The sequence below is a fragment of the Citrobacter sp. C6_1 genome (assembly GCF_014596835.2).
Taxonomy (GTDB): Bacteria; Pseudomonadota; Gammaproteobacteria; order Enterobacterales; family Enterobacteriaceae; genus Citrobacter; species Citrobacter pasteurii.
Window position 1 is genome coordinate 3,874,867 of the sequence record NZ_CP115031.1, and the last position, 25,485, is coordinate 3,900,351.

A 25,485-nucleotide genomic window follows, 5' to 3' on the forward strand; every position below is an offset into this window, starting at 1 on the left:
AACGCCTTATCCGGCCTACAGGTCGCACATTTTGTAGGCCGGATAAGGCGAAGCCGCCATCCGGCAAAGGAATCGTCAGTAACCCACCACTTTGCGCAGAATATCGATATACACCGGCATCAGTGGATGTCGCAGCAACGCCACCAGCGCAACCACGCCAATGCCGAGCGTCAACGGCGCCAGATACAACAAACGGCTACGGGGGAAATACGCGGTTAAGCGATCGGCAGCCGCTTTGCCGCTGCGCCACAACCGCCAGCAAAACCAACCGCCTACCCACAGCAGTAGCGCCGTGGCCAGCAGCAACCATTTGAAATCCCCACTCTGCATATCAGCAGGAATATCGATTGCCGCCCCCGCCAGGATCCCTGGCAGAAAATAGAACGGCGGCCACAACACACAGCCGATGATATTGGGAACGATGAACTTGGCGACGGGCAGATCCAGCATACCCGCCACCATCGGCACCAAAGGCCGCGTCGGGCCAACAAAGCGCCCCACCAGGATGGTAAACATGCTGTGCTGATGCAACGCGTGCTCGGTTTTATCCAGCAACGCCTTGTTCTTTTTCATAAACGACCAACGGTGCAACGGCTTTTTAAAGCGCCAGCCCAGCCAGAAAGAGATCCAGTCCCCCAACAAGCAACCAATGATGCCCGCAAGCCAGGCATGCCAGAAATTCAGTTCACCGCTGCCAATAAGCGCCCCCAACCCCGCCATCATCACGGTGCCAGGTAGAATCAGGCCAACCAGCGCCAGAGACTCTAAAAAAGCCACCAGAAGCACAGCTATCAAAGAGTACATGGCGGACTGGAGAATAAAGTGTTCCAGCAATGCTTGCATAATGTGTCCGTCAGATTTACGAAGCAGGGATTCTGCTAACCCTTCTCAACTTCGTCAAGCCATCAATTGTCTGAATAGATTGCGAGTTATGACAACTTTCAGGACACATCATTCACTTTTTATTCACATCCAGCGCGAAACTCGCTCGGACTGGCACCAGTGCATTTTTTGAAAACGCGGGAGAAATAGAGTTGGTCGTCAAAGCCAACATTGCGACCCACCGTGGCAATAGGCATACGTGTGGTGCTCAGCAGTAACTTGGCCTGGCTGATACGCTGATCCTCACGCCAGCTTAATACGCTGATGCCCAACTGCTGACGGAACAGATGCGACAAACGGGAAGGCGACAGGCAGACGTGTTGTGCGACGCTGGCAATATCAAAATTACTGTCCGCCAGGTGATCGCTGATGTACTGGCAGGCATCGCGCACGCGGTTATCCATCGGCGGATGCAGCGATTCGTTAATCGCGTCCATACGTCTGAGCAATAATTGCTCCAGCAGGTTTATCGCCAACAGTTCGGAATAGCGCCCTTCTCCCTGCCCGGCATGAATGATCTGTCCAAACAGTTCGTTAAAATGCGGCTGGTGCGCTTCGTCCGGGCGGAAAAAGCCAGTCTGGGCAAAGATTGCCGGCCAGGCCAGCCACTCCTGCCAGTAGGCGCGCGGCCGGAAGTAGACCCACTGGTGGTACCATTCGCTGGCATCAGGATGGCGTCCGTAGTGGTGAATTTCTCCGGGCGGAAACAGCAAAATATCCCCAGGACGACAGACAAACTGCTTGCCCTGGTTATTGATAACCCCCTCGCCACGGATGGTGAGATTGAGGATATAGCCCTTCATCCCCAGCGGCCGGTCGATAAAAAAATCCAGGTATCCGTTCGCCTCAATGGGGGTTAATCCGGCCACCAAGTGCGCGTTAAACGAATAGCCTGGTAGCAGGGGATCGTTTTGCGTTTCAGCCATAATTTCAATACTCCCTAGGTTCTGCCAAGAAACAATTTGTCCATATTACGTCAGACATCATCGCCGTCGCCGCTGCGGGCCGCTTTGTTTGCGATAATGGACCATCAACCCCGCTTGTGAAAAGCTCTTTGTAAAAAACATGTACTACGCCAACGTCAAAATCGGCTAACAAAAGTGTCTATAACTACGGCAGAAATGTCCACATTGATTATTTGCACAGCGTCACACTTTGTGATGCCACAGCATTTTAATCCATAAGATTAGCGGATCCTGCCTGACGGTTTTTATCGCTACTCACTACTGTTTATCCATACCCGTATTTTTGGATGGAGTAAGACGATGGCGATTGCAATTGGCCTCGATTTTGGTAGTGATTCAGTACGCGCTTTGGCGGTGGAATGTGCCACCGGCGAAGAGATCGCCACCAGCGTTGAGTGGTATCCACGTTGGCAGGAAGGGCAGTATTGCGATGGCCCAAACAACCAGTTTCGCCATCATCCGCGCGACTACATTGAATCCATGGAAGCGGCGCTGAAAACCGTGCTGGCCGAACTGAGCGCTGAACAGCGCGCGGAAGTGGTCGGGATTGGCGTTGACAGTACCGGCTCAACCCCGGCACCTATCGATGCCGAGGGCAACGTACTGGCGCTGCGTCCGGAGTTCGCTGAAAACCCGAATGCAATGTTTGTCCTGTGGAAAGATCACACCTCAGTCGAAGAAGCTGAAGAAATTACCCGTCTGTGCCACGCACCGGGCAAGATCGATTACTCCCGCTATATCGGCGGTATTTATTCCAGCGAATGGTTCTGGGCCAAAATCCTACATGTAACCCGCCAGGATGACGCGGTCGCAGAGGCTGCGGTTTCATGGATTGAGCTGTGCGACTGGGTTCCGGCCCTGCTCTCCAATACCGTACGTCCACAGGATATTCGCCGCGGACGTTGCAGCGCCGGACACAAATCCCTGTGGCATGAAAGCTGGGGCGGCCTACCGCCAGCCAGTTTCTTTGATGAGCTCGACCCCATCCTTAACCACCATCTGCCATACCCAATGTTTACCGATACCTTCACCGCCGACCTGCCGGTTGGCACCCTGTGCGCCGAGTGGGCGCAGCGTCTGGGGCTACCGGAAAGCGTGGTGATTGCAGGCGGCGCTTTTGACTGCCATATGGGTGCGGTCGGCGCGGGCGCACAACCCAATACGCTGGTAAAAGTCATCGGCACGTCGACCTGCGACATTCTGATTGCCGACAAACACAGCGTCGGCGAACGCGCGGTGAAAGGCATATGCGGCCAGGTTGATGGCAGCGTAGTGCCTGATTTTATTGGCCTTGAGGCGGGGCAGTCCGCATTCGGCGATATCTATGCCTGGTTTAGCCGCGTGTTGAGCTGGCCGCTGGAGCAGCTTGCCGCGCAGCATCCGGAGCTGAAGACCCAGATTAAAGCCAGCCAAAAACAACTGCTGCCAGCGCTCACCGAAGCCTGGGCGAAAAATCCGTCGCTGGATCACCTGCCGGTGGTGCTCGACTGGTTTAACGGTCGCCGTACGCCCAATGCCAACCAGCGTTTGAAAGGGGTGATTACCGATCTCAATCTGGCCACCGACGCACCAGCGCTGTTCGGTGGGCTGATTGCCGCCACGGCCTTTGGCGCACGTGCCATTCAGGAATGCTTCACCGATCAAGGCATTGCGGTTAATAACGTGATGGCGTTAGGCGGTATCGCCCGTAAAAACCCGGTCATCATGCAGGCCTGCTGTGACGTGCTAAACCGTCCGCTACAGATTGTCGCTTCCGACCAGTGCTGCGCACTTGGCGCGGCTATCTTCGCCGCCGTTGCCGCGAAAGTACACGCCGATATCCCGGCCGCTCAGCAAAAAATGGCGAGTGCCGTGGAAAACACGCTGCAACCTCGTCCAGAACAGGCTCAACGTTTTGAACAGCTTTACCGCCGCTACCAGCAGTGGGCGATTAGCGCTGAACAACAATACCTTCCGACTGCCACTCCGGCGCAACAAGCCCCGGTAGACCTGGCAACCCTGACACATTAAGGACACGACAATGACGATTTTTGATAACTATGAAGTGTGGTTTGTGATTGGTAGCCAGCATCTGTATGGCCCTGAAACCCTGCGTCAGGTAACCCAACATGCGGAGCACGTCGTTAACGCACTGAATACCGAAGCTAAACTGCCCTGCAAACTGGTGTTAAAACCGCTGGGTACGCGTCCGGATGAAATAACCAACATCTGTCGCGACGCCAACTACGACGACAAATGCGCAGGTATGGTGGTGTGGCTGCACACCTTCTCGCCGGCGAAAATGTGGATCAACGGCCTGACTATCCTTAATAAACCGCTACTTCAGTTCCACACCCAGTTCAACGCCGCCCTGCCGTGGGACAGCATTGATATGGACTTTATGAACCTGAACCAAACCGCGCACGGCGGCCGTGAGTTCGGCTTTATCGGCGCACGTATGCGTCAGCAGCACGCCGTGGTCACCGGTCACTGGCAGGACAAACAGGCACACGAACGCATCGGCTCCTGGATGCGCCAGGCCGTGTCCAAACAGGACACTCGCCATCTGAAAGTCTGCCGTTTTGGCGACAACATGCGCGAAGTTGCGGTCACCGATGGCGATAAAGTTGCCGCGCAGATCAAATTCGGCTTCTCGGTAAACACCTGGGCCGTGGGCGATCTGGTACAGGTCGTGAACGCAATTAGCGACGGCGAAATCAACGCGCTCATCGATGAGTATGAAAGCACCTATACCATGACGGCGGCAACGCAAGTCCACGGTGAAAAACGTCAGAACGTCCTGGAAGCGGCCCGTATTGAACTGGGGATGAAGCGCTTCCTGGAACAGGGCGGATTCCACGCCTTCACCACCACATTTGAAGATTTACACGGTCTGAAACAGCTTCCGGGTCTGGCCGTACAGCGTCTGATGCAGCAAGGCTACGGCTTTGCGGGCGAAGGCGACTGGAAAACCGCCGCTCTGCTTCGCATCATGAAGGTGATGTCAACCGGTCTGCAGGGCGGCACCTCATTTATGGAGGATTACACCTACCACTTCGAGAAAGGCAACGATCTGGTACTCGGTTCGCACATGTTGGAAGTGTGCCCGTCTATCGCGGTGGAAGAGAAACCGATCCTCGACGTACAGCACCTCGGCATTGGCGGTAAAGACGATCCTGCCCGTCTGATCTTCAACACCAAAACCGGCCCGGCCGTGGTTGCCAGCCTGATCGATCTCGGCGATCGTTTTCGCCTGCTGGTTAACTGTATCGACACGGTACAAACGCCGCACTCCCTGCCGAAACTGCCGGTGGCAAACGCACTGTGGAAAGCCCAGCCGGATCTGCCAACCGCATCTGAAGCCTGGATCCTCGCCGGCGGCGCACATCACACCGTCTTCAGCCACGCGCTGGATCTGAACGATATGCGCCAGTTCGCTGAAATGCACGATATCGAGATCGCCGTGATCGACAACGATACCCGCCTGCCAGCCTTTAAAGACGCACTGCGCTGGAATGACGTGTATTACGGTTTTAAACGCTAAAGTACGGATTGCCCGGTGGCACTGCGTTTACCGGGCCTACAAATCACCGTAGGCCGGATAAGCGAAGCGCCATCCGGCATTCAGGAGTTAACATGCTAGAAGATCTTAAACGTCAGGTGCTGGAAGCCAATCTGGCGTTGCCTAAGCACAACCTGGTCACCCTGACCTGGGGCAACGTTAGCGCCGTCGATCGCGAACGCGGCGTATTTGTGATTAAACCATCCGGTGTCGATTACAGCGTAATGACTGCCGACGATATGGTCGTTGTCAGTATTGCAACAGGCGAAGTGGTGGAAGGCCAGAAAAAACCCTCTTCTGATACCCCAACGCACCGTCTGCTGTACCAGGCATTCCCGACCATTGGCGGCATTGTTCACACCCATTCCCGTCACGCAACCATCTGGGCGCAGGCAGGTCAGTCTATTCCGGCCACGGGAACCACTCATGCGGACTATTTCTACGGCACGATTCCCTGCACACGGAAAATGACCGAGGAAGAAATCAACGGCGAATATGAATGGGAAACCGGGAATGTGATCGTCGAAGCCTTTGAGAAACAAGGCATTGACGCTTCGCAGATGCCAGGCGTGCTGGTGCACTCTCACGGTCCGTTTGCCTGGGGAAAAAATGCTGAAGATGCCGTACACAACGCCATCGTGCTGGAAGAAGTGGCCTATATGGGGATCTTCTGCCGCCAGCTTGCGCCGCAATTGCCGGATATGCAGCAAACCCTGCTGGATAAACACTACCTGCGCAAACACGGCGCAAAAGCCTACTACGGGCAGTAGTCCCTGCTGACACATAACAACTGTATAAAATCACAGCCAATCTATCAGAACCAGGCTATAATAATGCCTGGTTTTTTAATGGATACACAGCGTGGCGCAGGCAGGCTTTATTCTAACCCGACACTGGCGGGATACCCCGCAGGGGACAGAGGTTTCATTCTGGCTGGCAACGGACAGCGGGCCATTGCAGGTCACGCTTGCACCGCAGGAGTCGGTCGCTTTTATCCCCACCAGTCAGATCCCCCGCGTCACCACATTATTACGCACCGAAAAAGGCTATCGCCTGGAGCCGCTTCAGCTGCAAGACTTTCACCGTCAGCCCGTTTCTGGCCTGTATTGCCACTCACATCGCCAGCTTATGAGGCTGGAAAAACTGCTGCGCGAAAATGGTGTAACGGTTTACGAGGCCGATGTGCGTCCACCAGAACGTTATCTGATGGAACGTTTTATTACCTCCCCGGTTTGGGTCGAAGGTACTCCTCAAAACAACACACTGATTAATGCCCGCCTGAAGCCGAACCCGGACTACCGACCACCGTTGAAATGGGTCTCGCTGGATATCGAAACCACGCGCCACGGCGAACTCTACTGCATCGGCCTTGAAGGCTGCGGGCAGCGAATTGTCTACATGCTCGGCCCGGAAAACGGTAATGCCTCGGCGCTGGATTTTGAACTTGAGTACGTCGCAAGCCGTCCGCTGCTACTGGAAAAGCTCAACGACTGGGTTGCCCGTCACGATCCTGATGTCATTATCGGCTGGAACGTCGTGCAGTTCGATTTACGCGTCCTGCAAAAGCACGCCGAACGCTACCGTATTCCCCTGCTTTTTGGTCGGGATAACAGCGAGCTGGAGTGGCGCGAGCATGGCTTCAAAAATGGCGTCTTCTTCGCGCAGGCTAAAGGTCGTCTGATTATTGACGGCATTGAGGCGCTCAAATCCGCATTCTGGAATTTCTCGTCATTTTCGCTGGAAACGGTGTCGCAGGAGCTACTGGGTGAAGGGAAGTCGATCGATAACCCATGGGACAGAATGGACGAAATCGATCGCCGGTTTGCCCACGATAAGCCCGCGCTTGCCACCTACAATCTCAAAGACTGTGAACTGGTCACCCGCATTTTTCATAAAACCGAGATCATGCCGTTTCTGCTGGAGCGTTCAACGGTTAACGGCCTGCCGGTCGACAGGCACGGCGGTTCGGTCGCCGCCTTTGGTCATCTCTACCTGCCGCGCATGCATCGGGCGGGCTATGTGGCACCGAATCTGGGTGAAATCCCTGCCCACGCCAGCCCCGGCGGCTACGTGATGGACTCACGCCCGGGTCTGTACGACTCCGTGCTGGTGCTGGATTACAAAAGCCTGTACCCGTCAATTATTCGTACTTTCTTGATCGATCCAGTGGGGCTTATCGAAGGGATGGCGCATCCGGATAAGGAGCACAGTACCGAAGGGTTCCTTGACGCCTGGTTCTCTCGTGAAAAGCACTGCCTGCCGGAAATCGTGACCCGGATCTGGCATGGGCGCGAAGAAGCAAAACGCCACGGCAATAAACCGCTCTCGCAGGCGCTGAAAATCATCATGAATGCGTTTTACGGCGTGCTGGGAACCACCGCCTGCCGCTTTTTCGACCCGAGGCTGGCTTCGTCCATCACCATGCGTGGCCACGCGATCATGCGTCAGACCAAAGCGCTGATTGAAGCTCAGGGTTACGACGTCATCTATGGCGATACCGACTCCACTTTTGTCTGGCTTAAAAAAGCGCATTCGGAAGCCGATGCGGCCCGGATTGGGCGGGAACTGGTGAGCTACGTCAACGACTGGTGGGCGCAGTCGCTGAAACAACAAAAACTGACCAGTGCGCTGGAGCTGGAGTTTGAAACCCACTTTTGTCGCTTTCTGATGCCGACCATACGCGGCGCTGATACCGGCAGCAAAAAGCGTTACGCCGGGATGATTCAGGAAGGTACAGAGCAGCGCATGGTATTTAAGGGCCTGGAAACGGTACGAACTGACTGGACGCCGCTGGCTCAGCAGTTTCAGCAGGCGCTGTACCTGCGAATTTTTCGCAACGAGCCTTACCAGGAGTTTGTTCGCGAGACTATCGACCGTCTGATGGCGGGTGAACTGGACGACCAACTGGTGTATCGCAAACGCCTGCGTCGCCCGTTAAGCGAATACCAGCGCAATGTGCCGCCACACGTGCGCGCCGCGCGCCTCGCCGATGAGCAAAATGTAAAGCTGGGACGTCCGCCGCAGTATCAGAATCGCGGCACCATTAAATATGTCTGGACGATAAATGGTCCAGAACCCGTGGATTATCAGCTTTCAGCCCTTGACTACGAGCACTATTTGACCCGGCAGATCCAGCCCGTAGCCGAGGGAATACTTCCCTTTATCGATGATAACTTTGCTACACTACTCACAGGGCAACTGGGGTTATTTTGACGCGTGACGAAACCGTCGCCATCCAGTACCATAGCGCCCTTTCCATTCCTGGACCCCAATACACTTGCTGCCACTTTACTCTGGCAGAGGGTGAGTATTGCCTGCAACTAAAGATATAGAGCCGAACATATATGCCTTTTACACTTGGTCAACGCTGGATCAGCGATACAGAAAGCGAATTGGGACTTGGTACCGTTGTCGCCATGGATGCGCGAACCGTCACATTACTTTTCTCTTCGACGGGCGAAAACCGTCTGTATGCGCGCAGTGATTCCCCCGTGACCCGCGTGATGTTCAATCCTGGTGATACGATAACAAGCCATGAAGGCTGGCAACTGCATGTCGATGAAGTAAAAGAAGAAAACGGCCTGCTTGCCTATATCGGAACCCGCCTTGATACCGAAGAAACCGGTGTAACGCTGCGTGAAGTTCTGCTCGACAGCAAGCTGGTATTCAGCAAACCACAGGATCGCCTGTTTGCCGGCCAGATTGACCGTATGGATCGCTTTGCGCTGCGCTATCGTGCGCGTAAATTTCAGAGCGAACAGTACCGTATGCCGTGGAGTGGTTTGCGTGGTCAACGTACCAGCCTGATCCCCCACCAGCTCAACATCGCCCACGACGTCGGCCGTCGTCATGCTCCTCGCGTATTGCTGGCTGACGAAGTAGGTTTAGGTAAAACCATTGAAGCCGGGATGATCCTGCATCAACAGCTGCTGTCAGGCGCCGCAGAGCGCGTGCTGATTATCGTCCCGGAGACGTTACAGCACCAGTGGCTGGTCGAAATGCTGCGTCGTTTCAACCTGCGCTTTGCGCTGTTTGATGATGAGCGTTATGCAGAAGCGCAGCACGATGCCTACAACCCGTTTGAAACCGAACAGTTGGTTATCTGTTCGCTGGACTTTGCCCGTCGCAGTAAACAGCGCCTGGAGCATCTGTGTGACGCCGAATGGGATCTGCTGATTGTCGATGAAGCCCATCACCTGGTGTGGAGCGAAGACGCGCCCAGCCGTGAATATATGGCCGTTGAACAACTGGCAGAACGCGTACCGGGCATCCTGCTGCTGACCGCAACGCCGGAACAGCTAGGCCTGGAAAGCCACTTTGCGCGCCTGCGCCTGCTGGACCCCAGCCGTTTCCACGATTTCGCCCAGTTTGTTGAAGAACAGAAAAATTACCGTCCGGTCGCCGATGCCGTCGCTATGCTGCTGGCAGGCAACAAGCTGAGCAACAATGAGCTGAACATGTTAGGCGACATGATTGGCGAACAGGACATTGAACCGTTATTGCAGGCGGCAAACAGCGACAGCGAAGACGCCCAGAGCGCGCGTCAGGAGCTGGTTTCAATGCTGATGGACAGACACGGCACCAGCCGCGTGCTGTTCCGTAACACCCGTAACGGCGTGAAAGGCTTCCCGAAACGCGAACTGCATACCATCAAGCTGCCGCTGCCAACCCAATACCAGACGGCGATTAAAGTCTCCGGCATTATGGGCGCGCGTAAGAGTGCAGAAGACCGGGCGCGCGACATGCTCTACCCGGAACAGATTTATCAGGAATTCGAAGGCGACACCGGCACCTGGTGGAACTTTGATCCGCGCGTGGAATGGCTGATGGGCTACCTGACCAGCCATCGCTCGCAAAAAGTACTGGTTATCTGTGCAAAAGCCACCACCGCGCTGCAACTGGAGCAGGTGCTGCGCGAGCGTGAAGGTATCCGCGCCGCCGTGTTCCATGAAGGGATGTCGATCATTGAACGTGACCGCGCTGCGGCCTGGTTTAGCGAAGAAGATAGCGGCGCGCAGGTAATGCTGTGCTCCGAAATCGGCTCCGAGGGACGTAACTTCCAGTTCGCCAGTAATCTGGTGATGTTTGACCTGCCGTTCAACCCGGACCTGCTGGAACAGCGTATTGGTCGTCTGGACCGTATCGGTCAGGCGCATGATATTCAGATTCACGTTCCGTACCTGGAAAAAACCGCGCAATCCGTACTGGTGCGTTGGTACCACGAAGGTCTGGATGCGTTCGAACACACCTGCCCGACCGGACGTACCATCTATGACACGGTATATAACAACCTGATCGGCTACCTGGCGGAGCCAGAAAATACCGATGGCTTTGATGATCTGATCAAAACCTGCCGCGAACAACATGACGCATTGAAAGCGCAACTGGAGCAAGGTCGCGATCGTCTGCTGGAGATCCACTCTAACGGCGGTGAAAAAGCGCTGGCACTGGCTGAGAGCATTGAAGAGCAGGACGACGATACCAGCCTGATCGCCTTCGCCATGAACCTGTTTGATATCGTTGGTATTAATCAGGATGACCGTGGTGACAATTTGATCGTGCTGACGCCGTCCGATCATATGCTGGTGCCAGATTTCCCTGGATTGCCGGAAGATGGCTGCACCATCACGTTCGAACGTGATGTCGCCCTGTCGCGTGAAGACGCGCAGTTTATTACCTGGGAGCATCCGCTGATCCGTAATGGTCTGGATCTCATCCTCTCCGGCGATACCGGCAGTAGCACCATTTCGTTGTTGAAAAACAAAGCATTGCCGGTCGGCACTCTGCTGGTTGAGCTGGTGTATGTGGTTGAAGCGCAGGCACCGAAACAGCTGCAGTTAAACCGCTTCCTGCCGCCAACGCCGGTACGTATGCTGCTGGATAAAAACGGCAATAACCTTGCCGCACAGGTTGAATTCGAAACCTTTAACCGTCAGCTCAGCGCCGTTAACCGCCACACCGGCAGTAAACTGGTCAACGCCGTGCAGCAGGACGTTCATGCCATTCTGCAACTCGGTGAAGCGCAGGTGGAAAAATCGGCTCGCGCGCTGATCGACGCGGCGCGTAAAGAAGCGGACGAAAAACTGACGGCGGAACTCTCCCGTCTGGAAGCGCTGCGCGCCGTTAACCCGAACATCCGTGATGACGAACTCAGCGCAATTGAAAGCAACCGTCAGCAGGTGATGGAAAGCCTGGATCAGGCGGGATGGCGTCTGGATGCCCTGCGCCTGATCGTCGTGACGCATCAGTAACGGAGCCATACATGGGGATGGAAAACTACAATCCGCCGCAGGAACCCTGGCTGGTTATCCTGTATCAGGATGAGCATATTATGGTGGTCAACAAGCCGAGCGGCTTGTTGTCCGTGCCGGGTCGTCTGGATGAACACAAAGACAGCGTGATGACGCGTATTCAGCGCGACTATCCGCAGGCTGAATCTGTCCATCGTCTGGATATGGCCACCAGCGGCGTGATTGTAGTGGCACTAACGAAAGCGGCAGAGCGCGAGCTAAAACGCCAGTTTCGCGAACGCGAACCGAAGAAACAGTATGTCGCGCGCGTGTGGGGACATCCGTCCCCCGCTGAAGGGCTGGTAGATTTACCACTGATTTGCGACTGGCCGAATCGGCCAAAGCAGAAAGTGTGTTATGAAACCGGAAAATCAGCGCAAACAGAATACGAAGTCGTGGAGTTTGCCGCGGATAATACCGCCCGGGTGGTGCTCAAACCCATTACTGGACGTTCCCATCAGCTACGCGTGCATATGCTGGCGTTAGGGCATCCAATTCTGGGTGACCGCTTCTATGCGCCACCGGAGGCGCTGGCAATGGCACCGAGACTGCTGCTGCATGCAGAGATGTTAACCATCACCCATCCCGAATACGGCAACAGTATGACGTTTAAAGTCCCGGCGGATTTTTAAATTCTGAGCCAATTTATGCCGGGGGCGCTTCGCTTGCCCGGCCTACATTCATTACCGTAGGCCGGATAAGGCGCTAGCCGCATCCGGCATAACGATTATTTAAAGCCTTTCTGTTCTTTAATTAGCTCGTAGGCTTTTTGAATTTCCTGCGCTTTTTGCTTCGCCATTTCCATCATTTCTGGCGGCAGGCCTTTCGCAACCAGTTTGTCCGGATGGTGCTCGCTCATCAGCTTACGATAGGCGCGCTTAATGGTGGTCGCATCATCGGTCGCTTTCACACCCAGCACATTGCAGGCGTCTTCCAGCGTCGGGCCACGTTGCGCCTGCTGCCAGCCACCGCCGCCGGACTGCTGCTGATATCCACCGCCAAACTGCGCGCCGCCCTGCATCATACGCAGGAACTGATCAAATTGGGTTCGTGAGATCCCCAATTCTTCAGCAATCACATACAGCACTTCACGCTCGTTAGGGTGCAACGATCCATCGGCAAATGCCGCCTGAATCTGAATCTCCAGGAACATGCGGATCAGATCGAATCGCCCAAAGCAGACGCTGCGAAACTGACGCATCTTTTCACGTAATGGGTAATTATCCGATTTTCCCACCCGGAACGCGTGTTGCGCGGCTGTACGCGAGTCGCCGTGTAAATTCATCCGGTCCATCAGCTGGCTGGCGATATGAATATCGGCTTCCGTGACGCGTCCTTTGGATTTGGTCAAATGCCCCATCACCTCAAAAGTGGTGGCAAAAAACAGCGCCTGACGCTCTCGTTGGTTGGCGAACCACGCCATTTTGCGCATGCGGGCTTTGTCGAACATATGGCCAACTAACAGGCCTAACACCACTCCCCAGAAGCCGCCGCCCATCATTAAGGCCACGGCCACACCAATAATCTTTCCCCAATACTGCATACATTCCCCAAATCTTTATGCTCTTGGCCAGGCTATGTCCCACAATATAAGGTGCTTTTACCGTTTTACGGCTGCGGTCAATTGTGGGACATCGCCTATAATTTGCATTATCATACCTGTCATTCAATGCCGTGCCTAACACCACGGAGCCTTAATCGGCAGGATTAACACTAGCGCAGTGAAGATGAGATAAGTTAGGCTGTGACCGTTTGTCACGCGCGACGCTACTGATGATGGAACAATAAATACAACGTATGAAAAAACGTATTCCCACTCTTCTGGCCACCATGATTGCCAGCGCCCTTTATAGCCAACAGGGTCTGGCAGCCGATCTCGCCTCACAGTGCATGTTGGGCGTGCCAAGCTATAACCGTCCTCTGGTGCAGGGCGAGACCAATGAATTACCCGTCACCATCAATGCCGATCACGCGAAAGGGAACTACCCTGATGACGCCGTGTTTACCGGCAACGTGGATATTGCGCAGGGTAACAGCCGCCTACAAGCCGATGAAGTGCAGCTTCATCAAAAGCAGGCCGAAGGTCAACCCGCTCCCGTTCGTACCGTCGATGCGCTGGGCAACGTCCATTATGATGACAACCAGGTCATTCTGAAGGGACCAAAGGGTTGGGCAAACCTGAATACGAAAGACACCAACGTCTGGGAAGGTGACTACCAGATGGTGGGACGCCAGGGGCGCGGGAAAGCAGACCTGATGAAACAGCGCGGTGAGAATCGCTATACCATTCTGGAAAACGGCAGTTTTACCTCCTGTCTTCCGGGTTCCAATACCTGGAGCGTCGTCGGTAGCGAAGTGATCCATGACCGTGAAGAACAGGTCGCTGAAATCTGGAACGCCCGTTTTAAGCTGGGCCCAGTTCCTGTGTTTTACAGCCCCTATTTACAACTCCCTGTCGGCGATAAGCGCCGTTCCGGTTTCTTGATCCCGAACGCAAAATACTCCACCAAGAACTATTTTGAGTTCTACCTGCCGTATTACTGGAATATCGCGCCCAACATGGACGCCACCATTACGCCGCATTATATGCATCGCCGTGGCGGCATTATGTGGGAGAACGAATTCCGTTACCTGACCCAGGCGGGCACAGGTCTGATGGAACTCGATTATCTGAATTCCGACCGGGTCTACGACGACGAACATCCGAAAGATGACAATTCCCGTCGCTGGCTGTTCTACTGGCAGCACGCTGGGGTCATGGACCAGGTGTGGCGTTTCAATGTCGACTACACCAAGGTCAGCGACACCAGCTACTTTAATGATTTCGATAATAAATACGGCTCAAGTACCGACGGCTACGCCACGCAAAAATTCAGCGTCGGCTACGCGGTGCAGAACTTTGACGCCACGGTATCGACCAAGCAGTTCCAGGTCTTCGATGCCACAAACAGTAACAGCTACTCTGCGCAGCCGCAGTTAGACGTTAACTACTATCAGAATGACGTTGGTCCATTTGATACCCGTATTTATGGACAGGCGGTGCATTTCGTCAATACCAATGACGACATGCCGGAAGCGACGCGTGTTCACCTTGAGCCGACCATCAATCTGCCGCTATCCAATCAGTGGGGAAGTATCAACACTGAAGCGAAGCTGATGGCGACGCACTACCAACAGACCAATCTGGACTGGTACAACAACAATCCGGGTAACGTAAATAAGCTCGACGACTCCGCTAACCGCGTCATGCCGCAGTTCAAAGTCGACGGTAAGTTGGTATTCGAACGTGACATGGAAATGCTGGCGCCAGGCTATACCCAGACGCTGGAGCCGCGTGCGCAGTATTTGTATGTGCCATATCGCAACCAAAGTCATATCTATAACTATGACTCTTCCCTGCTGCAAGCTGACTACAGTGGCCTGTTCCGTGACCGTACCTATGGCGGTCTGGATCGTATTGCCTCCGCTAACCAGGTAACGACAGGTGTCACATCTCGCGTTTATGATGACGCGGCCGTTGAACGTTTTAATATTTCTGTGGGTCAAATCTACTATTTCACCGAGTCTCGCACTGGCGATGACAACATAAAATGGGAGAATGACGACAAAACCGGTTCATTGGTATGGGCAGGTGATACCTACTGGCGCATCTCCGATCGTTGGGGTTTACGCGGTGGGATCCAGTACGACACGCGTCTGGACAGTGTCGCCACCAGCAGCAGCAGCATCGAGTACCGCCGCGACGAAAACCGTATGCTGCAGTTGAACTACCGCTATGCCAGCCCGGAATATATCCAGGCGACACTGCCGTCGTATTACTCTACAGCAGATCAGTATAAAAACGGGATTTCTCAGGTGGGTGCAGTGGCGAGCGTGCCGATCGCTGAGCGTTGGTCAATCGTCGGAGCTTACTACTTCGATACCAATGTGAACAAAGTGGCGGATTCCATGCTGGGCTTGCAGTACAACTCCTGCTGTTATGCCATTCGCGTCGGCTACGAACGTAAGCTGAATGGTTGGGATGACACCCAGAAACACGCGGTATATGACAACTCGATCGGCTTTAATATCGAACTGCGTGGCCTGAGCTCCAACTATGGCCTTGGCACCAACCAGATGCTGCGTTCGAACATTTTGCCGTATCAAAGCTCTTTATGATCTGATTAATTGATACCCAATGGATTTCGAGCTGCATTGAGGCGGCAACTGAGAGAATCCCCAGGAGCTTACATAAGTAAGTGACTGGGGTGAGTGACAAATCTGTCAGGAACAGATTTGAACGTCGCACAGCGACGGCCCATAAGGGCGAGTCTCATGGATGAGACGAGTAACTCAGCAGCCAACAAAAATGCGGCTTGAAAGACGAAGGGTATAAAACGTAATCCGCATTGCGGTTAATTGATAATGGAAAAAGTATGAAGAACTGGAAAACGCTGCTTCTCGGTATCGCCATGGTCGCGAATACCAGTTTCGCTGCCCCACAGGTAGTCGATAAAGTCGCAGCCGTCGTCAATAACGGCGTCGTTCTGGAAAGCGACGTCGATGGCTTAATGCAGTCAGTAAAACTGAACGCGGGTCAGGCAGGTCAGCAATTACCGGACGATGCCACGCTTCGTCATCAGATCCTGGAACGTTTGATCATGGATCAAATCGTTCTGCAGATGGGTCAGAAGATGGGCGTAAAAATCTCTGATGAGCAGTTGGATCAGGCTATTGCCAACATTGCCAAGCAGAACAATATGACGCTGGATCAAATGCGCAGCCGTCTGGCTCAGGATGGTCTGAGTTATTCGACCTATCGCAACCAGATCCGTAAAGAGATGACCATCTCTGAAGTGCGTAATAATGAAGTTCGCCGTCGCGTCACGATCCTGCCACAGGAAGTTGATGCCCTTGCGCAGCAAGTTGGCAACCAAAATGATGCCAGCACTGAGCTGAACCTGAGCCACATTCTGATCCCACTGCCGGAAAACCCAACTTCCGATCAGGTAAACGAAGCGGAAAGCCAGGCACGTTCTGTGGTTGACGAAGCGCGTAACGGTAGCGATTTTGGCAAGCTGGCCATCACTTATTCTGCTGACCAGCAGGCGCTGAAAGGCGGCCAGATGGGCTGGGGACGTATTCAGGAACTGCCAGGTATCTTTGCTCAGGCGTTAAGCACCGCGAAAAAAGGCGATATTATTGGCCCGATTCGTTCAGGTGTCGGCTTCCATATTTTGAAAGTCAACGATATGCGTGGCCAGAGCCAGAGCGTCTCCGTGACTGAAGTTCACGCCCGCCATATTCTGCTGAAACCGTCGCCGATCATGACCGATCAGCAGGCTCGTCTGAAACTGGAACAAATTGCAGCTGATATTAAGAGCGGTAAAACGACCTTTGCAGCAGCCGCTAAAGAGTTTTCTCAGGATCCGGGTTCAGCAAACCAGGGCGGTGACCTGGGTTGGGCTGCAGCCGATATTTTCGATCCTGCTTTCCGCGATGCGCTGACCAAACTTCATAAAGGCCAGATGAGCGCCCCGGTGCACTCCTCTTTCGGCTGGCATCTGATCGAGCTGCTGGATACGCGTAACGTTGATAAAACTGACGCGGCACAGAAAGACAGAGCTTATCGCATGCTGATGAACCGTAAATTCTCAGAAGAAGCAGCGACCTGGATGCAGGAACAGCGCGCCAGTGCGTACGTTAAAATTTTGAGCAACTAATGACTCGAACTCAACGTGTTGTGATCACTCCCGGCGAACCCGCCGGGATTGGTCCGGATCTTGTGGTCCAGCTAGCACAGCGCGAGTGGCCGGTAGAACTCGTTGTTTGTGCTGATGCCGCGCTACTCCGTGACCGGGCAACCCTGCTCGGTTTACCGCTTTCACTTCTCCCCTATACTCCAGATACCCCAGCCCGACCGCAATCAGCCGGTACGCTGACGCTATTGCCGGTTGCGCTGCGCGCCCCTGTCGTCGCGGGCCAACTGGCGGTAGAGAATGGGCAATATGTAGTCGACACGCTGGCTCGCGCCTGCGATGGTTGTCTACAGGGCGAATTTGCAGCGCTGATAACCGGCCCCGTTCACAAGGGCGTCATCAATGACGCTGGCGTGCCGTTTACCGGGCATACCGAGTTTTTTGAGGAGCGTTCACAGGCGAAGAAAGTCGTGATGATGCTGGCAACGGAAGAGCTGCGTGTTGCCCTGGCGACCACACATCTGCCGCTTAAAGCCGTTGCTGACGCCATTACCCCGGCATTATTGCGGGAAGTGATCGGCATTCTGCATCATGATTTGCGCACTAAGTTTGGCCTGAACGATCCGCATATTCTGGTGTGCGGCCTTAACCCGCATGCCGGTGAAGGCGGCCATATGGGAATGGAAGAGATAGACACCATTATCCCGGTTCTCGATGAACTGCGTGCGCAGGGGATGAAATTAAATGGCCCGCTGCCCGCAGATACGCTGTTTCAGCCCAAATATCTCGACCACGCGGATGCCGTGCTGGCAATGTACCACGATCAGGGCCTCCCCGTGCTAAAATACCAGGGATTTGGTCGCGGGGTGAATATCACGCTGGGCCTGCCCTTTATTCGCACATCCGTCGATCACGGTACCGCGCTTGAACTTGCGGGACGTGGGCAAGCAGATGTCGGCAGTTTTATTACGGCGCTTAATCTCGCCATCAAAATGATTGTTAATACCAATGAATAATCGAGTCCATCAGGGCCACTTAGCCCGTAAACGTTTCGGGCAAAACTTCCTCAACGATCAGTTTGTGATCGAAAGTATTGTCTCTGCTATCAACCCGCAGAAAGGTCAGGCTATGGTCGAAATCGGCCCGGGCCTGGCTGCGTTAACCGAGCCAGTAGGCGAACGCCTGGACAAGCTCACGGTCATTGAGCTGGATCGCGATCTCGCCGCGCGCCTGCAAACGCACCCGTTTTTAGGGCCGAAGCTGACGATTTATCAGCAAGATGCCATGACCATGAACTTCGGCGAACTTGCCCAAACAATGGGGCAGCCGCTGCGTGTGTTCGGCAACCTGCCGTACAACATCTCCACGCCGCTGATGTTCCATCTTTTTACCTATACTGATGCCATTGCCGACATGCATTTCATGTTGCAAAAAGAGGTGGTCAATCGTCTGGTTGCAGGGCCAAACAGTAAAGCGTATGGTCGATTAAGCGTCATGGCGCAATATTACTGCAATGTGATTCCGGTACTTGAAGTGCCGCCATCGGCATTTACGCCCGCGCCTAAAGTCGATTCTGCGGTTGTGCGTCTGGTCCCTCACGCGACAATGCCGTACCCGGTTAAAGATGTTCGTGTGCTGAGCCGTATTACCACTGAAGCGTTTAATCAGCGTCGTAAAACGGTACGTAACAGCCTCGGTAATCTGTTCAGCGTTGAAGTACTCACAGAGTTGGGCATTGACCCGGCAATGCGAGCGGAAAATATCTCTGTCGCGCAATACTGCCGGATGGCTAACTATCTGTCGGAAAACGCGCCATCGAAGGAGAGTTAAACATGATCAATTCGCCCCGAGTGTGCATTCAGGTACAAAGCGTCTACATTGAGGCGCAATCCTCACCTGATGATGAACGTTACGTTTTTGCTTATACCGTGACTATCCGCAATTTGGGGCGAGCGCCAGTGCAGCTGTTGGGACGTTATTGGTTGATAACCAATGGTCATGGGCGCGAAACCGAAGTTCAGGGTGAAGGTGTGGTTGGCGTTCAGCCACACATCGAACCTGGCGAAGAGTACCAGTACACCAGCGGCGCCGTTATTGAAACGCCGCTGGGCACCATGCAGGGTCATTACGAAATGATCGATGAACAAGGGATCGCCTTTACCATCGACATTCCCGTGTTCCGACTCGCCGTTCCAACACTCATTCATTAAAACAATAGCTATGGCAACATACCTCATTGGCGACGTTCACGGTTGTTACGATGAACTGGTAGCCTTGCTGCACCAGGTAGACTTTAATCCCGCACAAGACACCTTATGGCTCACCGGCGATCTGGTCGCGCGTGGGCCGGGTTCGTTAGACGTTTTACGCTACGTTAAATCGCTGGGCGACAGCGTGCGCCTGGTATTGGGTAATCACGATTTACACCTGCTGGCCGTGTTTGCCGGCATCAGTCGTAATAAACCAAAAGACAGAGTCACATCGCTGCTCGAAGCGCCGGATGCTGACGAATTAATCAACTGGCTTCGTCGTCAGCCGTTGCTGCAGGTAGACGAAGAGAAAAAACTGGTCATGGCGCACGCTGGCATTACCCCTCAATGGGATTTGCAGACCGCGAAAGACTGTGCACGCGATGTTGAAGCCGTGTTGTCGAGCGACTCGTATCCGTTTTTCCTCGATGCAATGTACGGTGACATGCCAAACAACTGGACCCCGGAGCTGACCGGGCTAGCGCGCCTGCGTTTTATTACCAACGCCTTTACACGCATGCGTTACTGCTTCCCCAACGGTCAACTGGATATGTACAGCAAAGAGTCGCCAGAAGACGCGCCAGCCCCGCTGAAGCCGTGGTTTGCCATTCCTGGCCCCGTCAGTGACGCCTATAGCATTGCATTCGGGCACTGGGCATCGCTGGAGGGCAAAGGCACGCCAGAAGGTATTTACGCGCTGGATACGGGGTGTTGCTGGGGAGGCGATCTCACCTGTCTGCGCTGGGAAGACAAACGCTACTTTGTGCAGCCATCAAATCGCCATTTGAATATGGATCCCGGCGAAGCGGTCAACGCCTGATAGATTTATGCCTGATGGCGCTACGCTTATCAGGCCTACATCGGGTACAAGAGTAGGCCGGATAAGGCGTTTTGCCGCCATCCGGCACTTACAGTATTAACGACGTTCCAGAATCTCGAAGCAATAGCTGTGGGAGTTTTGCGCGTCGGCATCGTGGAATTCACTGAACACTGACTCCCAGTCATCCGGTTCGTAGTCCGGGAAATGGGTATCCCCTTCGACTTCAGCATCGATATGCGTCAGATACAGCTTCTGCGCTTTTGGCAGGAACTGCTCATACACGCGCCCACCGCCAATCACCATAATCTCTGGTTCATCGCCGCAGGCCGCAATGGCTTCATCAACAGACTTCACCCACTGCACACGATCGTCAGTGCCAGGCTTGCTGCTGATGACGATATTTTTACGCCCAGGTAACGGTCGCCCGATGGATTCCCAGGTGTGGCGTCCCATGACAACCGGCTTGTTTAAGGTATTACGTTTAAACCAGGCGAGATCGGCAGGGAGGTTCCACGGCATGGCGTTTTCCATACCGATGACGCGATCTACCGCTAACGCCGCAATCAGACTGATCATTGAATATTTCCCGGATACAAAAAAATTGTCGCCACTATACGGAAAGCGCAATCTTTCGTCGACTAGCCAAAGGAAGATGTGCAGGAAAATTTTCTGTTCTGCTGGTGAGTCCGCGACTTCTGAGTGGACTCCCAGCATTACAGTAGTTCAAAAACAGCCAATTAGCAGTAAAGTTTGCAGAACATCACATTTTTTACCCTATGCTGACGGTTTCACTTCCGGCTCATCGGCGACGTCGCCCGTATGTTTACCTTCATCCGTGCCTTGCCAGCCATGGCGTTGAATCAATGATAAGTGCTGACGATCTTCGGCAATAATTTCACTCAGCATTGCACTGGTGCGCTTATAAACCGCTGCACGGGAAATCGCGTCATTTTCCCCTTTCACCATCTCCTCTACCATCATGGTATTGAATCGGCGGAATACGTCCGCCCGCTCACGTGCCTCATAGCGCCCAAGCCCTAGACTTTCCAACGCCAGTCGCCCGGTTTTTAATGCGCCTTCAAAGGTTTCACGTTCCGGCATGTCCACCCCGGCCTGGCGCAGACGGATGTAGTGATCCACATCGCGCGCACGGGCAATAATTTGCAAATGCGGGAAGTGATCTTTCACCATCTCGGTCAGTTGCAGGCTGGTTTGCGGATCGTCGATGGCATTAATGATCACTTCCGCTTTGGCTGCTCCCGCAGATTCCAGCAGATCCATCCGGGTCGCATCGCCATAGAAAACCTTCATCCCGAATTTACGCAGCGTTTCGATATGGTCCGGGTCATGATCAAGAACCACCATTTTGACCCCACTCGACAACAACAGACGACCGGTTATCTGGCCAAATCGCCCAAATCCAGCGATGATTACCCGCGGTTGTTCTTCATCAATTTCATCCGCTTCACGTTCTTCACCGGTAGCCGATTTTTCCAGACGCGTCAGGACAACCAGTAAAATCGGTGTCGCCGCCATCGACAGCGCGACCGCCAGCGTCAGCGCTTTCGCCCAGTCAGGATCGAGCACATTTGCCATTTGCGCCGCGCCAAACACCACAAAGGCAAACTCACTGCCCTGCCCTAACAATACGGCAAACCAGCGGCGCTGCTTGTTCGGCACCTGCAACGGTTTCGCTATCAGCCACAGCATGACGGTTTTAATCACCAGGAAACCAACCAGCAGAATGATAATGCGCAAAGGATTATCAATCAGCGTACCGAAGTCGATAGACATCCCCACGCCGATGAAAAACAGCCCCAGCAGCAGCCCTTTAAACGGCTCAATATCGCTTTCCAGCGCGTGGCGATACTCTGAGCTCGCCAGCAGCACGCCAGCCAGAAACGCCCCCATCGCCATCGACAGGCCAACCTCTTCCAGGAGCAGACCAAAACCGAAAACGAGGAACAGCGCGACGGCGCTGAACACTTCCCGCAGGCCAGAGCGCGCAACAAAACGCAAGGCAGGACGGGTGACATAACGCCCTAACAGCACCACCAGCACCAGCGCGCCCGCTACCTTAAGAGCAGACAATGCAAATGCCCCCAGCGTGGTCGATGCACCGCTCGCTGCAAGTAAGGGGATCATTGCCACCAGAGGAATGGCTGCGATATCCTGGAACAGCAGTACGGCAAATGCGCTACGCCCCAGTTGCGACACCATCAGGTTGCGTTCATTCATCGCCTGCATCGCGATGGCCGTCGAGGAAAGCGCCAGCGTCATGCCAATCAGCTCCGCCACCTGCCAGCGCAGGCCGAGGAACATACAGAACAAACCAATCAAACCGCCGCAAACTACCATCTGTAGCGCGCCGCCGCCGAACACCGAAGCCCGCAGTTTCCACAAACGTTGCGGATCCAGCTCCAGGCCGATGACAAACAGCATCAGCACCACGCCGATCTCCGCAAAATGCAGAATTGATTCGGCATCCGTCACCAGTCTTAAGCCCCACGGACCAATGATGCACCCGGCGATGAGATACCCCAGTACCGACCCTAGCCCCAGCCGCACGGCGATGGGGACAATCAGCGCCGCCGATCCGAGATAAATCAGCGCCTGTATCAGCGTATGGCTATCCATGGTGTTCCTCCTGCCATTCCATCAGACGTTGTTTATAGTGGCGCGCCTGCGCCTGCAGCGTTTCGTCATCACAGATAAACGTACAGTGCATCGCAAACGGCGGCAGCCATTTGAGACCGCAATATAATGCCGTGGCCTGCAAAGGTTGGGAAAGCACGTCAAAACCAGGATGGGAGCCGATATCAAAGTGGTTTTCGCCGCCGCCGGTGGTTACTGCCCACATCAGGTGTTTGCCATGCAGCGCGGTACCGCCGTGACCATACGCCCAGCCGTGGGAGAGGACCTTATCCATCCACAATTTGAGTAACGGAGGAGTGCTGTACCATTGCATGGGATGTTGCCAGATAATCAGACTAGCACGTGACAGCGCGTCCTGTTCTGCGGCGATATCGATATTGAAATCGGGATAGAGTTCATAGAGCGAACGAACCTCCACCCCCTCCAGCGTCCTTGCCTGTTCAAGCATCCGCTTATTCGCATGCGAATGCTGCGGATAGGGATGCGCATAAATGATGAGAATCATGATTAGCCTGTGTCACTGCATTATTGTAATAACAGTGAGTTTAGTCACTTAATCCACAGGCTAACAGCCAATATTATTGAGTAGATAAATGGAAAAATCTGAGTTAGTTGTCCAGCTCGCTCATATCCTTAACCTGATCGCGGTTAATCTGTTCCGTCTTACCGGTTTCGGCATTTTTGTATGACACCAGGCCGGTATCGTCATCAACCTGCGGTTTGCCGTCGGTGACGATGGTTTTACCATCGGTGGTTTTGACCGCCTGGTTTGAGGAGCAACCGGCTACCGTAAACAGTGCTGCGGCGGTAAAAATAGAGGTGATCAGGATATGTTTTTGCATGGTGTTCTCCCTGCTTTTCAGTCATTTTCAGTGATATACCCGGTTAACTGTAGTCTAACTGACTGAGTTGCAGGGAAAATACAGAACACTCCTAATAGCCTGCCCTGACCACCGGCTTACTACGAATCGTCATTTGGCTGGTTTGCGCCAACGTCAGACCTCGCGTTTCCGGGGCGAAAGCGATGGAAACGAGCAGGCCAACCAGCGAAATTCCCGCGCCCATCAGCATGACATTGCTGATACCGTATTTGGTGATGAATACCGGCAGCGCCCAGGTTGAAACAATGGTGCCGATACGGCTTAACGACATAATCACCCCGACGGCAGAGGCACGAATATCGGTGGGGAACAGTTCGTTAGGGTATAGCCACTGCAGATTTCCGGGGCCCCCTGAGAAAAACGCGTACACGGCAAACGCCAACACCACCAGCCATGCACCCATATCAGGGATTAGCCCCAGCACGGCCAGCGCCAGCGTCATCATAATAAAGCTGCCAATCAACAGCGGTCGACGGCCCGCGCTATTGAGCCAGAACATGGGAGGAATACATCCCAGCATAAAGCACAGGCTGATTACCACATTGCCCAATGCGGCGCTTTTTCCAACACCAAGGCCCAGCAAGCCAACAATCTGCGGACCAAAGGTGTAAATGGCAAACATCGGAATCACCTGGCAGGTCCAGATGGCGGCAACAAACAGGACAAACGGGAAGTGTCGGCGATTAAACAACTGGAGAAAGCGCGTTTCCTGCGGCGCTTCTTCGTCGAACACCACCGGTTCGCCAAACAGTTTGATCATCATCTCCTCGCACTCTTTCACCCGACCTTTTCGCAACAGCCAGCGTGGCGATTCAGGAAGATCGAAACGCCCAATCAGGATCAAAATGCAGGGGATCACCGCGCTGCCGAGCATCCAACGCCACCCGCCCTCAACATCATACAACCAGTAGCCGACCAAATCGGCACAGGTGGCACCGACATACCACATCGCGGCGATAAAACCGATGGAGAAAGCGCGCTGACGGGTATTGGAGAACTCGGTAATCATCGAGGTCGCGATCGGGTAATCAGCGCCGATCACCACCCCGATTAGCACCCGCATCACTAACAACTCAACGGGCGAGGAGACAAACATGGTTGCCGCCGATATCACGCCAATGGCGATAATATCGATGATAAACATTTTGCGGCGTCCGACCTTATCAGAAATGTAGCCAAACAGCGACGTCCCGACAAACAGACCGGCGAGCGTACCGGCCCCCAGCAGACCAATCCACTCGGCATCCAGTTTCAACGCTGGCGTGAGCTGTTCCAGCGCCACGCCAATCATCACCAGCACATACCCATCCAGGAATGGCCCACCGCTGCCCCACAGCATTATCCGGCGGTGAATAGAGGTAAATTTGATGTCATCAAAGTTCCTGGGCTGCTGCATAGCGACTTCCTGTTTCAACACGGGCAAAGCGTCATCTGTAGGCCGGATAAGGCATTTACGCCGCCATCCGGCATTGGCGCCACATGATTGCCGGATGGCGACGCTACCGCATCTTATCCGGCCTACGG

General features: G+C 54.2%; 20 protein-coding genes. 12 read left to right on the forward strand and 8 right to left on the reverse strand.

The features are described from left to right. Positions 1 to 75: 75 nt before the first annotated feature. Positions 76 to 843 (reverse strand): DedA family protein, encoded by a 768-nt coding sequence (locus tag IB196_RS18635; protein WP_155021518.1) that lies wholly within the window; start codon positions 841 to 843, stop codon positions 76 to 78. Positions 844 to 962: 119 nt separating this feature from the next. After that, positions 963 to 1,808 carry an arabinose operon transcriptional regulator AraC gene (gene araC, locus IB196_RS18640; RefSeq protein ID WP_005124526.1) on the reverse strand — a complete coding sequence of 282 codons (846 nt, stop codon included), beginning with the start codon at positions 1,806 to 1,808 and terminating at the stop codon, positions 963 to 965. Between the two features lie 339 nt (positions 1,809 to 2,147). On the opposite strand from araC, the gene araB reads away from it, so the two are divergent. From araB to rluA, 6 genes are all read left to right on the forward strand, one after another. Continuing rightward, positions 2,148 to 3,857 carry a ribulokinase gene (araB, locus tag IB196_RS18645; protein WP_188232454.1) on the forward strand — a complete coding sequence of 570 codons (1,710 nt, stop codon included), beginning with the start codon at positions 2,148 to 2,150 and terminating at the stop codon, positions 3,855 to 3,857. A 10-nt stretch (positions 3,858 to 3,867) separates the two neighbouring features. Further along, positions 3,868 to 5,370 (forward strand): L-arabinose isomerase, encoded by a 1,503-nt coding sequence (gene araA, locus IB196_RS18650; protein WP_040230154.1) that lies wholly within the window; start codon positions 3,868 to 3,870, stop codon positions 5,368 to 5,370. Between the two features lie 92 nt (positions 5,371 to 5,462). After that, positions 5,463 to 6,158 (forward strand): L-ribulose-5-phosphate 4-epimerase, encoded by a 696-nt coding sequence (gene araD / locus IB196_RS18655; protein WP_188232453.1) that lies wholly within the window; start codon positions 5,463 to 5,465, stop codon positions 6,156 to 6,158. Between the two features lie 91 nt (positions 6,159 to 6,249). Beyond that, a complete protein-coding gene (polB, locus tag IB196_RS18660) occupies positions 6,250 to 8,601 on the forward strand; it encodes a DNA polymerase II (RefSeq protein ID WP_149691203.1) in 2,352 nt (783 codons plus the stop codon). Between the two features lie 131 nt (positions 8,602 to 8,732). Beyond that, the gene (gene rapA, locus IB196_RS18665; protein WP_005124513.1) at positions 8,733 to 11,639 is read left to right on the forward strand and encodes an RNA polymerase-associated protein RapA; all 2,907 of its coding nucleotides are present in this window, start codon (positions 8,733 to 8,735) and stop codon (positions 11,637 to 11,639) included. A gap of 11 nt (positions 11,640 to 11,650) precedes the next feature. Continuing rightward, positions 11,651 to 12,310 carry a bifunctional tRNA pseudouridine(32) synthase/23S rRNA pseudouridine(746) synthase RluA gene (gene rluA, locus IB196_RS18670; RefSeq protein WP_040230158.1) on the forward strand — a complete coding sequence of 220 codons (660 nt, stop codon included), beginning with the start codon at positions 11,651 to 11,653 and terminating at the stop codon, positions 12,308 to 12,310. A gap of 95 nt (positions 12,311 to 12,405) precedes the next feature. Here the strand turns inward: rluA and djlA are convergent, their stop codons facing one another. After that, entirely contained in the window at positions 12,406 to 13,221 is an 816-nt protein-coding gene (gene djlA, locus IB196_RS18675; RefSeq protein WP_005124510.1) for a co-chaperone DjlA, read from the reverse strand. A 254-nt stretch (positions 13,222 to 13,475) separates the two neighbouring features. Between djlA and lptD the strand changes: the two genes are divergently transcribed. From lptD to apaH, 6 genes are all read left to right on the forward strand, one after another. Beyond that, positions 13,476 to 15,836 carry an LPS assembly protein LptD gene (lptD, locus tag IB196_RS18680; RefSeq protein ID WP_188232452.1) on the forward strand — a complete coding sequence of 787 codons (2,361 nt, stop codon included), beginning with the start codon at positions 13,476 to 13,478 and terminating at the stop codon, positions 15,834 to 15,836. A gap of 257 nt (positions 15,837 to 16,093) precedes the next feature. Beyond that, a complete protein-coding gene (gene surA, locus IB196_RS18685) occupies positions 16,094 to 17,380 on the forward strand; it encodes a peptidylprolyl isomerase SurA (protein ID WP_005124505.1) in 1,287 nt (428 codons plus the stop codon). Continuing rightward, positions 17,380 to 18,372, forward strand: coding sequence for a 4-hydroxythreonine-4-phosphate dehydrogenase PdxA (pdxA, locus tag IB196_RS18690; RefSeq protein ID WP_040230160.1), 993 nt, complete (start codon positions 17,380 to 17,382; stop codon positions 18,370 to 18,372). The genes surA and pdxA overlap by 1 nt, the downstream gene beginning before the upstream one ends. Continuing rightward, a complete protein-coding gene (gene rsmA / locus IB196_RS18695) occupies positions 18,365 to 19,186 on the forward strand; it encodes a 16S rRNA (adenine(1518)-N(6)/adenine(1519)-N(6))-dimethyltransferase RsmA (RefSeq protein ID WP_005124503.1) in 822 nt (273 codons plus the stop codon). Before pdxA ends, rsmA begins: the two co-directional genes overlap by 8 nt. Before the next feature lie 2 nt (positions 19,187 to 19,188). Next, complete coding sequence (gene apaG, locus IB196_RS18700) at positions 19,189 to 19,566, forward strand: Co2+/Mg2+ efflux protein ApaG (RefSeq protein WP_003018867.1); 378 nt, start codon at positions 19,189 to 19,191, stop codon at positions 19,564 to 19,566. A 10-nt stretch (positions 19,567 to 19,576) separates the two neighbouring features. Beyond that, entirely contained in the window at positions 19,577 to 20,425 is an 849-nt protein-coding gene (gene apaH / locus IB196_RS18705) for a bis(5'-nucleosyl)-tetraphosphatase (symmetrical) ApaH (protein ID WP_149691200.1), read from the forward strand. A 96-nt stretch (positions 20,426 to 20,521) separates the two neighbouring features. On the opposite strand, the gene folA is transcribed toward apaH, so the two are convergent. The 5 genes from folA to IB196_RS18730 form a co-directional block, all read right to left on the reverse strand. Beyond that, positions 20,522 to 21,001, reverse strand: coding sequence for a type 3 dihydrofolate reductase (folA, locus tag IB196_RS18710; RefSeq protein ID WP_003018873.1), 480 nt, complete (start codon positions 20,999 to 21,001; stop codon positions 20,522 to 20,524). Between the two features lie 198 nt (positions 21,002 to 21,199). Beyond that, on the reverse strand, positions 21,200 to 23,062 hold the full coding sequence (gene kefC, locus IB196_RS18715) for a glutathione-regulated potassium-efflux system protein KefC (protein WP_155021514.1): 1,863 nt from the start codon (positions 23,060 to 23,062) through the stop codon (positions 21,200 to 21,202). Continuing rightward, on the reverse strand, positions 23,055 to 23,585 hold the full coding sequence (kefF, locus tag IB196_RS18720; RefSeq protein ID WP_040230164.1) for a glutathione-regulated potassium-efflux system oxidoreductase KefF: 531 nt from the start codon (positions 23,583 to 23,585) through the stop codon (positions 23,055 to 23,057). The genes kefC and kefF overlap by 8 nt, the downstream gene beginning before the upstream one ends. Before the next feature lie 103 nt (positions 23,586 to 23,688). Then, positions 23,689 to 23,922: a YgdI/YgdR family lipoprotein gene (locus IB196_RS18725; RefSeq protein WP_005124493.1), complete on the reverse strand. Its 234-nt coding sequence runs from the start codon at positions 23,920 to 23,922 to the stop codon at positions 23,689 to 23,691. Between the two features lie 91 nt (positions 23,923 to 24,013). Then, complete coding sequence (locus tag IB196_RS18730) at positions 24,014 to 25,357, reverse strand: MFS transporter (protein WP_005124490.1); 1,344 nt, start codon at positions 25,355 to 25,357, stop codon at positions 24,014 to 24,016. Positions 25,358 to 25,485 lie beyond the last annotated feature (128 nt).